Source organism: Corynebacterium sp. 2571A (assembly GCF_055700935.1).
The window spans coordinates 108,771-123,746 of sequence record NZ_JASTTE010000005.1; the positions used below are offsets into that span (position 1 = coordinate 108,771).

At 66.5% G+C, this 14,976-nt stretch carries 14 protein-coding genes; 10 read left to right on the top strand and 4 right to left on the bottom strand.

The annotated features are described in order from the left end of the window. Window positions 1-131 precede the first annotated feature (131 nt). The 5 genes from QQS53_RS10600 to QQS53_RS10620 all read left to right on the top strand — a co-directional run bounded on the left by QQS53_RS10600 (window position 132) and on the right by QQS53_RS10620 (window position 6,333). On the top strand, window positions 132-1,481 hold the full coding sequence (locus QQS53_RS10600; RefSeq protein ID WP_472775802.1) for an SLC5/6 family protein: 1,350 nt from the start codon (window positions 132-134) through the stop codon (window positions 1,479-1,481). An 88-nt stretch (window positions 1,482-1,569) separates the two neighbouring features. Then, on the top strand, window positions 1,570-2,556 hold the full coding sequence (locus tag QQS53_RS10605) for a lactate/malate family dehydrogenase (protein ID WP_472775803.1): 987 nt from the start codon (window positions 1,570-1,572) through the stop codon (window positions 2,554-2,556). A gap of 149 nt (window positions 2,557-2,705) precedes the next feature. Next, on the top strand, window positions 2,706-4,082 hold the full coding sequence (gene pta, locus QQS53_RS10610; protein ID WP_472775804.1) for a phosphate acetyltransferase: 1,377 nt from the start codon (window positions 2,706-2,708) through the stop codon (window positions 4,080-4,082). Beyond that, complete coding sequence (locus tag QQS53_RS10615; RefSeq protein ID WP_296203237.1) at window positions 4,083-5,303, top strand: acetate kinase; 1,221 nt, start codon at window positions 4,083-4,085, stop codon at window positions 5,301-5,303. A 139-nt stretch (window positions 5,304-5,442) separates the two neighbouring features. Further along, window positions 5,443-6,333 (top strand): endonuclease domain-containing protein, encoded by an 891-nt coding sequence (locus tag QQS53_RS10620; protein WP_472775805.1) that lies wholly within the window; start codon window positions 5,443-5,445, stop codon window positions 6,331-6,333. 278 nt (window positions 6,334-6,611) lie between these two features. Here the strand turns inward: QQS53_RS10620 and QQS53_RS10625 are convergent, their stop codons facing one another. From QQS53_RS10625 to QQS53_RS10635, 3 genes are read right to left on the bottom strand one after another with little or no spacing between them, the layout of a single operon-like run. Then, a complete protein-coding gene (locus QQS53_RS10625) occupies window positions 6,612-9,032 on the bottom strand; it encodes a serine/threonine protein kinase (RefSeq protein ID WP_472775806.1) in 2,421 nt (806 codons plus the stop codon). Beyond that, entirely contained in the window at window positions 9,025-10,074 is a 1,050-nt protein-coding gene (locus QQS53_RS10630; RefSeq protein WP_472775807.1) for a glutamate ABC transporter substrate-binding protein, read from the bottom strand. The genes QQS53_RS10625 and QQS53_RS10630 overlap by 8 nt, the downstream gene beginning before the upstream one ends. Further along, window positions 10,074-11,552 (bottom strand): hypothetical protein, encoded by a 1,479-nt coding sequence (locus QQS53_RS10635; protein ID WP_472775914.1) that lies wholly within the window; start codon window positions 11,550-11,552, stop codon window positions 10,074-10,076. Before QQS53_RS10635 ends, QQS53_RS10630 begins: the two co-directional genes overlap by 1 nt. 105 nt (window positions 11,553-11,657) lie before the next feature. On the opposite strand from QQS53_RS10635, the gene QQS53_RS10640 reads away from it, so the two are divergent. The 5 genes from QQS53_RS10640 to QQS53_RS10660 are packed head-to-tail and all read left to right on the top strand — an operon-like array spanning window position 11,658 to window position 14,504. Continuing rightward, window positions 11,658-12,173, top strand: a complete 516-nt coding sequence (locus QQS53_RS10640) for an NUDIX domain-containing protein (RefSeq protein WP_472775808.1) — start codon at window positions 11,658-11,660, stop codon at window positions 12,171-12,173. Window positions 12,174-12,203: 30 nt separating this feature from the next. Further along, window positions 12,204-13,142 (top strand): ABC transporter ATP-binding protein, encoded by a 939-nt coding sequence (locus QQS53_RS10645; protein ID WP_472775809.1) that lies wholly within the window; start codon window positions 12,204-12,206, stop codon window positions 13,140-13,142. Further along, window positions 13,132-13,893 carry an ABC transporter permease gene (locus QQS53_RS10650; protein ID WP_472775810.1) on the top strand — a complete coding sequence of 254 codons (762 nt, stop codon included), beginning with the start codon at window positions 13,132-13,134 and terminating at the stop codon, window positions 13,891-13,893. Before QQS53_RS10645 ends, QQS53_RS10650 begins: the two co-directional genes overlap by 11 nt. Before the next feature lie 27 nt (window positions 13,894-13,920). Next, complete coding sequence (locus QQS53_RS10655; protein WP_472775811.1) at window positions 13,921-14,232, top strand: MFS transporter; 312 nt, start codon at window positions 13,921-13,923, stop codon at window positions 14,230-14,232. Further along, window positions 14,157-14,504 (top strand): hypothetical protein, encoded by a 348-nt coding sequence (locus QQS53_RS10660; protein WP_472775812.1) that lies wholly within the window; start codon window positions 14,157-14,159, stop codon window positions 14,502-14,504. Before QQS53_RS10655 ends, QQS53_RS10660 begins: the two co-directional genes overlap by 76 nt. Window positions 14,505-14,506: 2 nt before the next feature. Here the strand turns inward: QQS53_RS10660 and QQS53_RS10665 are convergent, their stop codons facing one another. Continuing rightward, window positions 14,507-14,944 carry a hypothetical protein gene (locus tag QQS53_RS10665; RefSeq protein WP_472775813.1) on the bottom strand — a complete coding sequence of 146 codons (438 nt, stop codon included), beginning with the start codon at window positions 14,942-14,944 and terminating at the stop codon, window positions 14,507-14,509. Window positions 14,945-14,976: the final 32 nt, after the last annotated feature.

Below are 14,976 nucleotides of genomic sequence, written 5' to 3' on the forward strand. Positions count from 1 at the left end.
AATGTGAGTTTGCTCATAGCAATCTGGGGAGATTTTCCGCAGGATGGAGTCTGAAGTGATAAATAGTTCTCCATCGGTCCGGTTCTTTCGCGTTGGGCTGCGGGGAACACGTCGAAAGGGTCGAACACACTATGTCCGTCATCCCTCCCGAGGCCGCCGACGCCCGGCGGGCGCCAACCAATCCCGCGCTAGGCAGCGCCGACAGTGCTGACAAGGCCCCTAGCTGGGGCAAAACCGATACCATCTGGACGCTGAGCCTGTTCGGCACCGCCATCGGTGCCGGCGTCATGTTCCTGCCCATCAACGCGGGCATCGGCGGCATCATCCCGCTGATCATCATGACCATCATCGCCTTCCCCATGACCTTCTGGGCCCACCGCGCGATGACCCGCTTGGTTTTGTCCGGCTCCGATCCGAAGTCCCAGCTGACCGACGTCATGGAGGAGCACTTCGGCGCCAACGCCGGCGTCGTGATGACCGTCCTCTACTTCGTGGCGGTCTACCCGCTGGTGCTGGTCTACGCGGTAACGCTGACCAACACCCTGGAGTCCTTCCTTATCCACCAGCTGCACGTCGAGCCTTGGCCGCGCTGGATACTGGCCACCCTGCTGGTCGGCGGACTCATCTTCGTGGTGAAGATGGGCCAGGAAATCGTGGTCAAGGTGATGTCCGCGCTGGCCTTCCCCTTCATCGCCGTGCTGATTTTCCTAGCGCTCTACCTCATTCCGCGCTGGAACACCGCCTTCTTCTCGACCTTTGACCTGGACGTCGCTCGGGAAGCCTCCGGTAACGGGCTGGCTACCACCTTGATGCTGCTGGTGCCGGTGATGGTCTTCTCCTTTAACCACTCGCCGATCATCTCCTCGTTTGCCTCCGAGAAGCGCCAGGAATACGGCGACAAGTGGGCCGATAAGAAGACCGGCCAGGTCCTGGCCGCAGCCGAAGGCCTCATGGTCATCGTCGTGATGTTCTTCGTCTTCTCCTGTGCGCTGTCCCTGTCCCCGGAGAACCTGGCCGAGGCCAAGGAGCAAAACATCACCATCCTGTCCTACCTGGCCAACCACTTCGATGCCCCCTTCCTGCAGTGGGTAGCCCCCATCGTGGCGCTAGTGGCCATCTGCAAGTCCTTCCTGGGCCACTACCTGGGCGCGGCCGAGTCCGTCGAGGGCCTGGTGATTACCGGCAACCACGTGGCCGGCAACACCAAGTTCACCCACAACCGCACGCTGGAGACCGGCTCCCTGATCTTCATCCTGGTGACCTGCATCCTGGTCGCCTGGGCCGACCCGTCCATCCTGGGCATGATTGAGACCCTGTGTGGCCCGGCCATCGCCGTCCTGCTCTTCCTGATTCCGATGTGGGCCATCCACAAGGTGGACGCGCTCAAGCGCTTCCGCGGCAAGCCGTCCAACTGGTTCGTCACCTTCATCGGCCTGGTGGCCGTGGCAACCATCTTCTTCTCCATCTTCCACTCCCTGTAAGCGCTTTCCCGCCGGCCTAGACTCGAGGTCGGCGGTTTTCGCCTGCCGGGGAACCCCATACTTTTAAACTCTCGTCGAAAGGAAAGTCATGAACCGACCAGCCAAGCTCGTTATCACCGGAGCGGGCCACGTAGGTTCCTACGTGCTGGCAGAGGCGGTACATTCCGGCTTGTTCGCCGACATCGTGGTCATCGACAGCGACCCCGACATCGCCTACGGCGAGGCCCTCGACCAACACCACCTGACCGGCGTTCCGGGCGCCTATGTGCCGCGTGTGCGCCGCGGCGACTACTCCGAGTGCGCGGACGCCGACGTCGTGATTTCGGCGGCCGGACCGTCGATGATCGTGGACCCCGACAACCCCGACGCCAACCCGGACCGGGCGGCGCTCGCGCCCGTCAACGGCGATATCACCCGCGGGATCATGCGCGAGGTGTGCGCGAACGTGGCCGACAAAGAGGCCGGCCCCGTGCTCATCTTCATTACCAACCCGGCCGATACCATCGTCTGGATCGCCCAGAACGAATTCGACTACCCGGAGCATAAGATCTTCGCCACCGGCACCATGCTGGACTCGTCCCGCCTGCGCCGCCTGGTCGCCGACGATCTGGCCATTAGCCCCGACTCGGTGGACGGCTACATGATGGGCGAGCACGGCATGGCCGCCTTCCCGGTCCTATCCCACCTCTCGGTGGCGGGCATTCCGGCCGCCCGGCTCGGGGAGTACTTCCCCGGCGCCCAGCTCGACGCGGCAGACCTGGCCGAGCGCGTCGTCGAAGCCGCCTACCAGGTCTTCCACTCCAAGGGCTGGACCAACGCCGGCGTCGCCGCCTCGGCCATGCGCCTGGCGCGCGCGGTCCTGCTCGACGAGCGCGCCATCTTCCCGGTCTCGACCACGTTGCACGGCGAATACGGCTACGACGGTGACGTCGCGGTCTCCCTGCCATGTTTGATCGGGCGTTCGGGGGTCCTCCGGCGCATCCCGGTGGACCTGGACGACTGGGAAACCAAGGCCCTAGAAAAGTCCGTAGCTGCGGTAAAGCGCGCGATCGAGGATTCTGCCCAAAACTTATAGTCATGAGTGACCTGTTTTACATCTACGCGAATCGGAAAAAATGGGCATTCTGAAGTAGGGTAGAGGAGGTCACTAAACAAATTACTGAGTGATATACAGCACTTTTGCTGTGGATATTGCCCCGTGACAGCGAATGAAAGGTACGTCGCATGTCTAATGCTCGTTCTGTCCTTGTCAGTGTCGTAGGTCGTGATTTTGCCGACCTCAACCTTGCGGAAACTGCCCACCAGCTAGACGCGCAGTTGCGCACTCTGGATGAGCTCAACCCGAAGCTCGCCGACGTCGTCGCTGCGGAACTTACCGCCGACGGGCCCGTAGTTATTCAGGGCACCGGCGACACCCACTTCGACTCCGTAGCTGCCGCCGCCGTCGGCGTGCCGCTGCTGTTCGTGGCCGAGCAGGAAAAGGGCGCGGCCGAACTCGCGGTCCGCCACGCCAAGGACGTGCAGGCGACCGTCGCCGGCGTTGTCACCCCGGAGCAGCTTAAGGACGGCGAGGCGCTGGCCCGCCAGATTAACCTCAACGTCGAGCCGGTTATGTCCGCTCCCGTCTTCGAGCAGCAGCTGCTGGGCCAGGCCAAGGCCGCCGGCGCCCACGTCGTGCTGCCGGAGGGCGACGACGACCGCATCCTGCTGGCGGCTGGCCAGCTGCTGGAAAAGGGCATCGTCAAGCTCACCATCCTGGGCAACCCGGACTCCATTGCCACCCGCGCCGGCGAACTGGGCGTGGATCTGACCGATGCCACCATCATCGACCACCTGACCTCCCCGCTGGCCGAGGAATTCGCCGCCGACTTCGCCGAGCTGCGCAAGAAGAAGGGCGTCACCCTCGAGCAGGCCCGCGAGACCATGCAGGACATCTCCTACTTCGCCACAATGATGGTCCACAAGGGCCTGGCCGACGGCATGGTCTCCGGCGCGGCGCACACCACCGCCCACACCATCAAGCCTTCCTTCCAGATCATCAAGACCACCCCGGAGGCCTCCGTGGTCTCCTCCATCTTCCTGATGGTCATGCGCGGCCGCCTGTGGGCCTTCGGCGACTGCGCGGTCAACCCGAACCCGACCGCCGAGCAGCTCGGCGAGATCGCCGCCGTCTCCGCGAAGACCGCCGCCCAGTTCGGCATCGACCCGCGCGTGGCCGTCCTGTCCTACTCCACCGGCACCTCCGGCTCCGGCCCGGACGTGGACCGCGCCGTGGCCGCCGTGGAGGCCGCCCGCCAGATCAACGGCGACCTCAAGGTCGACGGCCCGCTGCAGTTCGACGCCGCCTGCGACCCGGGCGTGGCCAAGAAGAAGATGCCCGACTCCGAGGTCGCCGGCCAGGCCAACGTCTTCATCTTCCCGGACCTGGAAGCCGGCAACATTGGCTACAAGACCGCGCAGCGCACCGGCGGCGCCCTGGCCGTGGGCCCGATCCTGCAGGGGCTGAACAAGCCGGTCAACGATCTGTCCCGTGGCGCTACCGTCCCCGATATTGTCAACACCGTCGCTATTACCGCTATCCAGGCAGGAGGCAACGCCTAAATGGCCTACGTTCTAGTACTTAACTCCGGCTCTTCCTCCATCAAGTTCCAGGTGGTGAACCCGGAGAACGAAGCCACCGACGCACCGCTGGTCACCGGCCTGGTCGAGCAGATCGGCGAGCCGAACGGTGCCATCAACGTCACCGTCAACGGCGAGAAGATCCGCGAAGAGCTGGAAATCCCCGACCACACCGCGGGCTTGAAGCGCGCCTTCGAAATCATGGAGGACAACCAGGTCGGCCCCACCCAGCTGGAGCTCATCGCCGTCGGCCACCGTGTCGTCCACGGCGGCCGCCTGTTCAGCGAGCCGCAGCTGCTGGACGAGCAGATCGAGTCCATGATCGAGGACCTCATCCCGTTGGCCCCGCTGCACAACCCGGCCAACCTGGACGGCATCCGCGTCGCGCGCGCCATCCTGCCGGACCTGCCGCACGTCGCCGTCTTCGACACCGCCTTCTTCAACCGCATGGCCCCGGCCGCCGCGCTGTACGCCATCAACAAGGAAGTCGCCACGAAGTACGACATCCGCCGCTACGGCTTCCACGGCACTTCCCACGAGTTCGTCTCGCAGCAGGTCCCGAAGCTGCTGGGCCGCGACCCGGGCCATACCCACCAGATCACGCTGCACCTGGGCAACGGCGCTTCCGCCGCCGCTATTTCCAACGGCCGCGCCATCGACACCTCGATGGGCCTTACCCCGCTGGCCGGCCTGGCCATGGGTACCCGCTCCGGCGACATCGACCCGGGCATCATCTTCCACCTGTCCCGCCAGGCGGGCATGTCCATCGATGAGATCGACAAGCTGCTCAACAAGCAGTCCGGCGTGAAGGGCATTTCCGGCGTCAACGACTTCCGCGTGCTGCGCGAGCGGATTGAGAACGAGGACTCCGACGCCTGGCTGGCGTACAACATCTACATCCACCAGCTGCGCCGCTTCATCGGTTCCTACATGATTGCGCTCGGCCGCGTCGACGCCATCACGTTCACCGCCGGCGTCGGTGAGAACGACACCGAGGTCCGCCAGGACTCCCTGTACAACCTGGACATGTACGGCATCCACTTCGACAAGGAAGCCAACCTGGTCCGCTCCAAGGAGCCGCGCATGATTTCCACCGCGGACTCCCCGGTCAAGGTCTTCGTGGTCCCGACCAACGAGGAGCTGGCCATCGCGCAGAAGTCCGCCGAGATCGCCGCCATGGCCCGCGAGGCCGGCCTGTACTAGCACTTTGTGCTGCCGCGCGCCACTTGAGCGCGCCCCCGACTGTGGATAACTAGGGCCCGCGCCCAGTTATCCACAGTTTTGCTGTATCTGGGCCGGGGTGGCCTAGACCGGGGCTTGCGCTTCCGGTCAGGATGGCGGTATGAAGCTGACTAAGACCCGTAGCGCTAATGCCCACTGCACCCGCCTCGCGCCGCAAGTGACTGTCGACGCGCAGGCTTATACCTCATTACCCGTCCATGAGCAGACCCGGCTGCGTTGCTTGGCCGCCGCGCTCAGCGCCCACCGCGCGGTGCTGGCGGCCTGCTCGGCCGCCCGCGTCCACCGGCTGTGGGTGCTCAGCGCCCGCGGGGAGGAGGACATAGAACTCGTCCTCGCCGGCGGCACCGCCCCGCCCAACGCGCAGGTCCCGCCCGGGTGGCGCTACCACAAGATGAAGCTGCCGCCGGGCGATATCGTCTCGGTTTCTGCCGCGGTGTCCGCTGAGGACGGCGCCACGAGCGTCAGAGCGACGAGCCCAGCCCGCACCGTGGTGGACCTGGCCCGCCTGCACGGCTTCGTGCGCGGGCTGGTGGCCGCCGACAGCTACCTGGCCCGCGGTTACGAGCGCGCCGCGCTGGAGGCCGTGGCCGGCCGGCTCAAGGGCACGCGGGGGATTGGCCAGGCCCGCCAGGTCATTGCGGCCGCGATCGGCGTCTCGGAGTCGCCGTACGAGTCGCTCGCCCGCGGCCTGCTCATCCACAGCGGGGTGGCACAGCGCCACCGCGTTGAGCCGCAGGCCCGGATCGGGGCCTTCCGCGTAGACCTGCTCATCGATGGCTGGCTGGTCCTTGAGGTGGACGGCGCCGCCAAATACGACGGGCAGACCTACGGCCGCGCGGTCGAAGACGTCATCCGCTCCGAGCGGGACCGCGAGGTCTACCTGCAAAACCAGGGCTTCGTGGTTCGCCGGGTGACGCCCCAACAGCTGTTCAGCGACTACGCCGAGTTCATGGAGATGCTGACCACCACGTTGCGGCGGGCCGGGAGGTAGGGCGGGCTTGGAATTTATCGACCTTTGCACAGAAGCCGATATTTCCAGGGCTTAAGACCGCTGGTCACGGCTATTCGGGCGTCGGGCGCGGGGCGGTTGGGCGGCGGACGTCGATATTTCCGCCCGCGTTCAAGGGGAACCGGTGGAAAATATAGCCCTCTGCCCAAAGGTCGATAATTCCAAAACCCAAAACCGCTGTTCAAAGCATTAAAAGTGAAAGTCGCGGACCAGCCCGGCGGCAAAGGTCGATAATTCCCCGCCCCCATCCTCAAAGAACCCTAAAACGTCGTCACCGGCCGGACCTGGTTCGCCAGGTCGACCAGCGCGTAGCGGTGCCGGGAGAAGGGGGCCTGGCGGGCGAGCGCGCGGAGCGTGTCGGCGAGCCCGTAGCGCAGTCCGCGCTGGGTGAAGGCGTACTCGAACAGGTCGTTCGGGCTGGCGGCGTGCGTGAGCTGGTGATCGCGCAGGAACGTCAGCCCGGCGGAGAGCACGGCGACCTTGATCTGCAAAAAGCGCGGCTCGTTCGTGGGGATCTCCTCCAGGCGGCGGGCGGCGCGGCGCACGCGGGGCTCGGTCAGGGAGTGGGAGATGAGCTGCAGCACCGTGGTCAGCCGCGCCATGCGCTGGTGGCGGGAGGCGTTCGGCACGCGGTCGAGGGTGCTGACGGCCATTTCCACCTGGTGCTCGGCGCGCAGTTGGCGCGCCAGGCCGAAGGCGGAGGAGACCGTGGTCGGGTTGGTGGCCCAGACCAGGCCGTAGAGGCGCATGGAGTTAAACCGCAGCACGCCGGGGTCCTGGGTGACGTGTTCCCAGAGCTCGGGCTGGCCGGCGAAGTCCTCGTCGGGCAGGTCGCCCAGGCTGAGGTCTTGGACCGCGCAGGCGCGGGCGACCTTCGGCATGAGCAGGCAGGAGCCGTCGTAGCCCAGCTGCTGGAGGAGCAGCTCGTTGATGGCGGCCAGCGCCAGCTTCGGCGCGGCCTCGCCGGGCAGGAGGCTGAGCACGGTGGAAAAGTGCTTTTGCGCCTCGGCGTAGTCGTCCAGCAGGAGCGCGGTCACGCCGGAGTACCACTCGAAGCGCCAGTCGCCGCCCAGGCGCTCCTCCAGCGAGGACAGCCAGCTGCGGGCCTGACCCGTGTAGCCGAGGTCGATCATGGAGCGCACCACGCCCAGGGGGATTTCGGCGGACTGCTCGTATTCGTCGGTCTGCATCGCCTGGCGGAGGGTCTCCAGGGCCTCCTGCGGCTCCGTATAGGACGCGCCCTGCAGTAGCGCGGCGCCGACGTCGCTGCGGTCCAGCAGTGGGGTCGGGAGGGCGGAGACCACCTCGGGGGCGGTGGTCCGCACGGTGCGGTCGATTCCGTCGATGAGCTGATCCGTGCGGAAGACCAGGTGCTTGGTGCCGAAAGTGGTACGCTGCGGCGAAAACAGCGAGTGCTGGGAGGGGTGCTGGACACCGTCGCGGACGGCGATGACCTCGCGGAGCACGCCGTAGAGCTGCGTGCGCAGCTCGCCTAAGTTGCGGAAGCGCTTGTCCGGGTCGCGTTCGGTGGCGCGCAGCAGCAGCCGGTAGAAGGACAGGTGGCGGCGGAACTGAGGTTCCTTCGCCGGGCTCGGCAGCCCGGGCAGGTAGATGCCGTCCTCGCTGGGAAGGTCGATGGTCAGCGCCGCCAGGGTGCGGCCGATGGTGTAGATATCGCTGGCTACCGATGGTCCCTGGGTGGACACCTCGGGGGCCTGGAAGCCCTGCGTGCCGTAGATGAAGCCGTAGGCGCCGATCCCGGAGACCGCGCCCAAGTCGATGAGCTTGACTTGGTCCTCGGTGACGATGATGTTGTCGGGCTTCAAGTCGTTGTAGACCACCCCGCGCGAGTGCAGGTAGTCCAGGGCCGGCAAAAGCTCCAGGATATAGGCGATGGCGATGTCGATGGGCAGCACCTTGCCCGGCTGCGCGTTGCGGCGGCTGCGCAGGGAGGGCCCGCCCACGTATTCCATCACGATGAAGCCGCCGGGCACGCGGGCGTCGTCGATGAAGTTGAAAATCTTCACGATGCCCGGGTGCGTGATATCCGCCAGGAACTCACGCTCGGCGGCCGCGGCGGCGGTCTCGTCCTCAGACTTGTGGGCCTGCATGCCCTTGAGCACGACCACGCGCCCGGAGACGAAGTGGTCGTTGGCCAGGTAGATCCAGCCCATGCCGCCGTGGGCGATGACGCCCAGGATCTCGTACTGGCTGGCCACCATGTCGCCGGGGTTGAGCTGCGGGCGCGGGATCTTCTTGCGCTCGACGACCTCGTCCACGTCGAGCAGCGCCTGGCGCGGGTTGCTGGGGGAGACGAACGGCAGGTGGACCATGCCGTCGGCGACCTCGCGGTCGCGGCGGCGGGTCGCGCGCCTGGAGCGGAAGGTGTCGAGCGCCTTCTGGCGGGAGCGCTGCGAGGTATCCGCCACCTGCTGCGCGTCGCGCGCCTTCTTGTCGCGCAGGTTGCCCAGGTCCTTGATCAGCGCGGCGATGTTGTCCGAGTCCGCGGCGAATTCGTCGTCCTCATCGTCCTCGTCGTCCGCGAAGGGGTCGAAGGCCACGGCGGCGGTACCGGTCTCAACTTCTTCGTCGTCGGCGAAGGGATCGAAGGGCACGGCCGCGGTGGCGGCGTCCATGTCGGCCTCTGGGCCCGGTTCCAGATGATCGGAGCGATCAGTCATTGCGTGCCTCCTCGGAATCGTCATCGGTGTCTTCGCTGCGGTAGTCCAGGGCCGGCGGGCTGGCGGGAGCCAGGTAGGGGCCGAACCACTCGTCGTAGAGGCGCGCCCAGGTGCCGTCGCGGCGCAGCCGCTCCAGCGTGGAGTTGACCTGCCGGACCAGCGGGCGGGTGTCCGCGCCCGGGCGGGATTTCTTGATCCCTACGCCGTAGGACTCGGTGGACATGGGCTCGCCGACGATCTCGGTGTAGGAGTCCTGATCCACCATGCCGGACAGCAGCGTGTCGTCGGTGATGACGGCGTCGGCCTGGCTCAGCTGCAGGGCCATCAGGCAGTCGCCCCAGGAGCGCGTGACCAGCAGTTGGGCCTCAGGCAGGTGGAGGCGGGCCTGGTTGAGCGAGGTCGAGCCGGCGGTGGCGCAGACCCGCTTGTCGGCGGTGGACTCGAGCGAGTCGATGCCGCTGGACTGCAGCGCCAGCAGGCGCGTGGAGGCGTCGAGGTAGGGCGTGGAAAACTCCACCTGCTCTTGGCGCTCCTCGTTGATGGTCATGGTGCGGACCACCATGTCAACCTCGCCGGACTCCAGCGCGTCCACGCGCTCGGCGGAGGAGAGGAAGCGGAAATCCACCTTGGACGGATCGTCGAAGATGTCGCGGGCGATCTCGTGGGCCAGGTCGACCTCGAAGCCGGTCATCTGCCCGGTGGTGGTGTCGCGGTAGCTAAGCAGGTTGTGCGACTGGTCCACGCCGACAATCACCCGGCCGCGCTTGACGATATCGGGCACCCGCTCCTTGGCGTCCTTGTCGTCGGGGCGCCAGGAACCCGCGGGGTTGCCGCGGAAGTCCGCGTCGGCGGCTTCGGCATCGGCGGGCTCGTAGTAGGCGCCGGCGGGCAGCGGGGGGCCGGTCTTCTCCCGCTGCGTGTGGTCGGGGAGGATGCGGTCGATCTCGTTGGTCGGGGCGAGGTCGGCCGAGTAGTTCACGCAGCCGGCCAGCAGCAGCGGGAGGCTGAGGAGCGCGGGCAGGGCTTTCTTGCGCTTTGGCATTAGAGGTACTCCTGCACTCGGGGGCGGATGCCCAGCCAGACCGAAATCACCGCGGCCACGGTCAGCAGCATGACCGCGCTGGAGACCAGCGTCATGGCGGTCAGGCCCTCCTGGATGTGCAGGCGCATGGCGCGCCGGGCGTCGGCGATGAGCTGGTCCAGGGTGCTGTCGAGCTCGTTGAAGGAGCTGGCCGCGCTGGTGGGTGAGGTCTCCCCGGGCAGCGTGTCGCCCGGGTTGGGGTCGGTGGCCAGGAAGATGGCGTCGTCGTAGCGGCCCTCGCTGAGTGCGTTGAGCAGCGCCTCGTGGGACTGGGTCCAGCGCTCCAGCGAGTGCTGGGCGCCGCGGATGAGGTCGTCGCGGTCGAGCTCGGACTCGGTGGTGATCGACTCGGAGGCCGCGTAGTCCTCCAACGCGCGGGAGATGGATTCGGTGGTCTCGTCGAAGGTCACGGCGGTCTCCTGCTCCGACTGGCGGTTGACCAGGGCCAGAGTCTCCGAGGTGCGGGCCTGCTGCGCGGCGATGCGCGAATTGGTCAGCGCGTCCCACGGGCGGGAGGCGTCCTCGAAGCCCTGCATGCCGGCGGACCAGGTCGCCAGGTTGGACAGGGTCACCCACAGCACCGCCAGGGTAAGCAGGCCGGTGGCGGTGACAAAGCCGCGGTTGAAGCGGCGCCGGGTTAGCCGCCACAGCCACCACTGCGCCAGAACCAGGAAGATGACGGCGGCCACCAGGCCGGATAGCGGCACCCACTGGGGGCGGGTGAGCTCGCGGCGCTCGTCGGAGACCTTCTGGCTGGTCAGCTGGAAAAGCTCGTCGGCGGCGGGCAGGATCTCCTCGCGCATCAGCGTCGAGGCGTTGGACATATAGGCGCTGGCCACGGCGTTGCCGGCGCGGTGGTTGGCGCGGGCGGTTTCCACCATGGAGGTATAGACCGGCAGCTCGCGCTGGATGAAGCCGACCAGGTCCCGGATGCGCTGGTCGTCGTCAGAGGTGCCCAGGATGGACTCGGTGGCGGCTACCGATGCCCGGTCGATCGCGTCGTTGTACTTCTGCCGGTTCACGCCGGACTCGACGCCGGCCTGGACGAAGCCGGTGGTGGCGACGGTATCCGCCAGGGAGAGGGAGGTGTAGAGGTTGTGGGCCGAGTTCGACATCGGCTCCGTGGTGGACAGCAGGGTATCCAGGTTGTCCTGCCGGGCGGCCGAGGAATTGGACATGGAGATGCCGGCCGCGGCGATGGCCAGGGTCAGAATCACCGTGACGGTGAAAAGCTTGCCGGGCGTGGTCTCCAGGAAGGACCAGATGCGGCGGGCCAGGCGCGCGGGGCCGGCGAAGGTGGACATCGCCAGGTGGGTGGCCGGGTTGAAGGCAGGGTCTGCTGGGGCCGTGAGGTCGTCGAGCCAGTGGTCGCCCCCGGCGAACTGGGAGTCGTGCTCGGTGGGCTGGGTCGACTTAGGTTTCCTGCGGCGTGGCCGCATCAAGCTGGGTGCCCCGGAACCGGTCATTCATCTAGAATAGCTTTTCCGCTGTGTGCTACGCCACCTGTCCGCGGGGTTTTGCCAAAAGTTATAGCATGGAGGGTGATGAATGTGGCAGGAAAACCCGAAAGCGGCGACGGCTGGGCAGCTGGCCCAGGCGGCACACCGGCCTGGGGACTCTACGGCGCGGCCGGCCTCTTCCTGCTGGCCGAGGGCCCACGGGTCCTGCTCCAGCACCGCGCGCAGTGGACCCACCAGGGCGGCACCTGGGGGATTCCCGGCGGCGCGCGGGACTTGCACGAAACCGCCAGCCAGGCGGCGGTGCGCGAGGCGGTCGAGGAATGCACCATCGACCCGGGGGACATAGAAATTATTGATGAGATTGTTACCGCCGGCCCCTACCCGGCCAACCCTGCGCGCCCGGATCTGCCCGGCGGCTGGACCTATACCTCGGTCCTGGCCCGGACCAAGAACGGAAATCTGCTGGACACCGTGCCCAACGAGGAATCGCTGGAGCTGCGCTGGGTGCCGCTCGGTGAGGTTGAGCAGCTGCCGCTGCTGTCCGCCTTTCGCTCCGCTTACGCGGATTTGTGCCGCGCGGCGCGTGCCTTGGGCAGGTAAAACCGCCCGAATTGTGGCACGCTAGTGGGCATGATTGAAGTGAACGGGCTGACTAAACAGTATAAGTCGGTCCGCGCCGTCGATAACTTAAGTTTTACGGTCAACCCCGGAATGGTGACCGGCTTCTTGGGACCCAACGGTGCGGGCAAATCCACCACCATGCGCATGATCTTGGGCTTGGATAAGCCGACGGCGGGCACGGCCCGCATCGGCGGCAAGAGCTACCGGGAGATGAAGAACCCGCTGCGGGAGGTCGGCGCGCTGCTGGACGCGAAGGCCGTGCACCCGAACCGCTCGGCGGCCAATCACCTGAAGTGGATGGCGCAGTCCAACGGCATCCCCACCCGCCGCGTGGACGAGGTACTGGGCCTGGTGGGCCTGTCGGACGTGGCCGGCAAGAAGGCCGGCGGCTTCTCGCTGGGCATGGGGCAGCGCCTGGGCCTGGCCAGCGCCCTGTTGGGCAACCCGGGCGTGTTGATCCTGGACGAGCCGGTCAACGGCCTGGACCCGGAGGGCATCCGCTGGGTGCGCGACCTGCTCCAGGCGCTCGCCCGGGAAGGCCGCACCATCCTGGTGTCCTCGCACCTTTTGTCGGAGATGTCCATGACCGCCGACCACCTGGTGGTCATCGGCCGCGGCCAGTTGGTGGCTAACCAGTCCACCTACGACTTCATCAAGGAGCACGCCGCCTCGCAGGTCATCGTCCGCTCGGAGTACCTGGATGCGTTTAGCAACGCGCTGGACGAGGAGAACATCACCTACCAGCACAGCCGGGACCAGGAGGGCCGGCCCACGCTGATTATCCCGGAGCAGGCCACGGACCTTATCGGGCAGCTGGCGTACTCGGTCGGCGTGCCGCTGAACGAGCTGACGCTGCACCGCGCCTCGCTGGAGGACGCTTTCATGGAAATGACCGGACACGCAGTCCAGTACCACGGCCAGATTGAGGGGGCTGATGATGCTCGTTAATACTTTGCGCGCAGAGTGGACCAAGCTGATTACCACGCGGTCGTTCTGGCTCACCAGCGCCGTGTTCTTCCTGCTGACCTGGGGCTGGAGCGCCCTGAACGCGTCTATTACCCGGCAGACACCGGAGGCCGCCATGTTCCTGACCCCGGAGTCCTCCGCCACCGCGGTCTGGATGCTGGGCCTGCCGGTGCTGATGATCCAGTCCATCATGATCATCACCACCGAATACCGCTACAACATCCAGGCCAACGTCTATATGGCCAACCCGAACCGCCCGATGGTGGCGGTGGTCAAGCTGGTCATGTACGCGGTCATTTCCGCCCTCCTGGTCTTCCTCGCCGTGGTGGGCGTCTACCTGCTCACCCAGGCCATTGCCGGCGACGTCGCCCCGGATTATGACCCGTGGAACAGTGAGAGCGCCCGGCGCTTCCTGTGGGTCTACCCGCTGGTCATGGCGGCGATGGTGCTGTTTTCCCAGGGCATGGGCCTGCTGCTGCGGCAGACCGCCGGCACCGTGGCCATCTGCTTGATCCTGAACCTGGGCATCGACCAGCTGATTGGCCAGCTGCCGAAGATCGGTGAACATATCGCCCCGTTCATGCCGTTTACGGCCTTGCAGAACTGGATCTTTGAGACCGTGCCGGAAAAGGCGGTGTGGGACGGCAACTGGATGAACCTGGTTATCTTCCTGCTGTGGGCCGGCGGCCTGTGGCTGCTGGGCGTTTTCTTCCTGCAAAAGCGCGACGCCTAAGTCCCGCACGGTTTAGTCTAGGAAACCGTGCCCTATTCACTTCTCCTGTCCCTGGCGCTGCTGTCGGCCACGGCCGCCTTCGCCACGGATATGTACCTGCCGGTTATGCCCGCCATCGCGGCGGAGTTCGGGGTGGCGGATGCGTGGGTCCAGCTCACGCTGACCGCGTTCTTCGTCGGACTGGCGGCGGGCCAATTGTTTATCGGCCCGCTTTCCGATGTCCTCGGGCGCAAGACCCTGCTCCTGCTCGGCGCGGTGGGGCGGTGGCCGCGTCGGTGCTGGCGGCGCTGGCGCCCAACATCGGAGTGCTGGTCGCGGCCCGCTTCCTGCAGGGCCTAGGCGGCGGGGCCTGCGTGGTGCTCTCCCGGGCGGTGGTGCCGGACCTTTTGGCCAGCAAGGCCGCGGCCCTGGCCACGGGCCTGCGCCGGGATAAGGCCGGTTCGGTCTCGGCCGTGATGGGCGGGGTCCAGTCGCTGCTGGGCGGGCTGGTTAGCCCGCTGATGGGGCTGGGCAGTGATCGACTGCTGACGATGTCACTGGGCATGTGCGCCTGCGCGGGCGTGGCGGCGGCCGCCGCCTTGGCCGCCACGCGCTGGCAGGTGGGCGAGTAGCTTTATTTCTTGCCCTTGCCCAGGGCGATAAGGGCCAGGCCGATGGCCAGGATCCAGCTGTCCTTGGCGATGGGGGTGCCGTCCTCGGACGGGCTGATGCCGTCGTCCTGGGTCATGTTGTCGTTGTTGAAGTACAGGGTCAGCAGGCCGGAGGAGAAGCCGGTCAGGGCCAGGCCCGCCAGGCGGTTCGGGACGAACGGGGCCAGCAGGGCGCCGCCGATGCCGATCTCCGAGTAGGAGATGAACTTGCCGAAGGTATCCGGATCCATATCGCCCAGAGCCGGGACGCCGGTGGCGGCGAAGTCCCGCAGGCCAGCCGCGTTTTCCCCGCGCAGGCCCAGCTTGCCGATGCCGGAGTTGAGGATGAATGCGCCCGGGATAGCGCGCAGCGCGACGGAGGCGAGACGGTGGCCGAGGGTCGGCTTGGAAGACTTGGACATGATGCTCCTTAGAAAAAGCGAACGGGGATTGA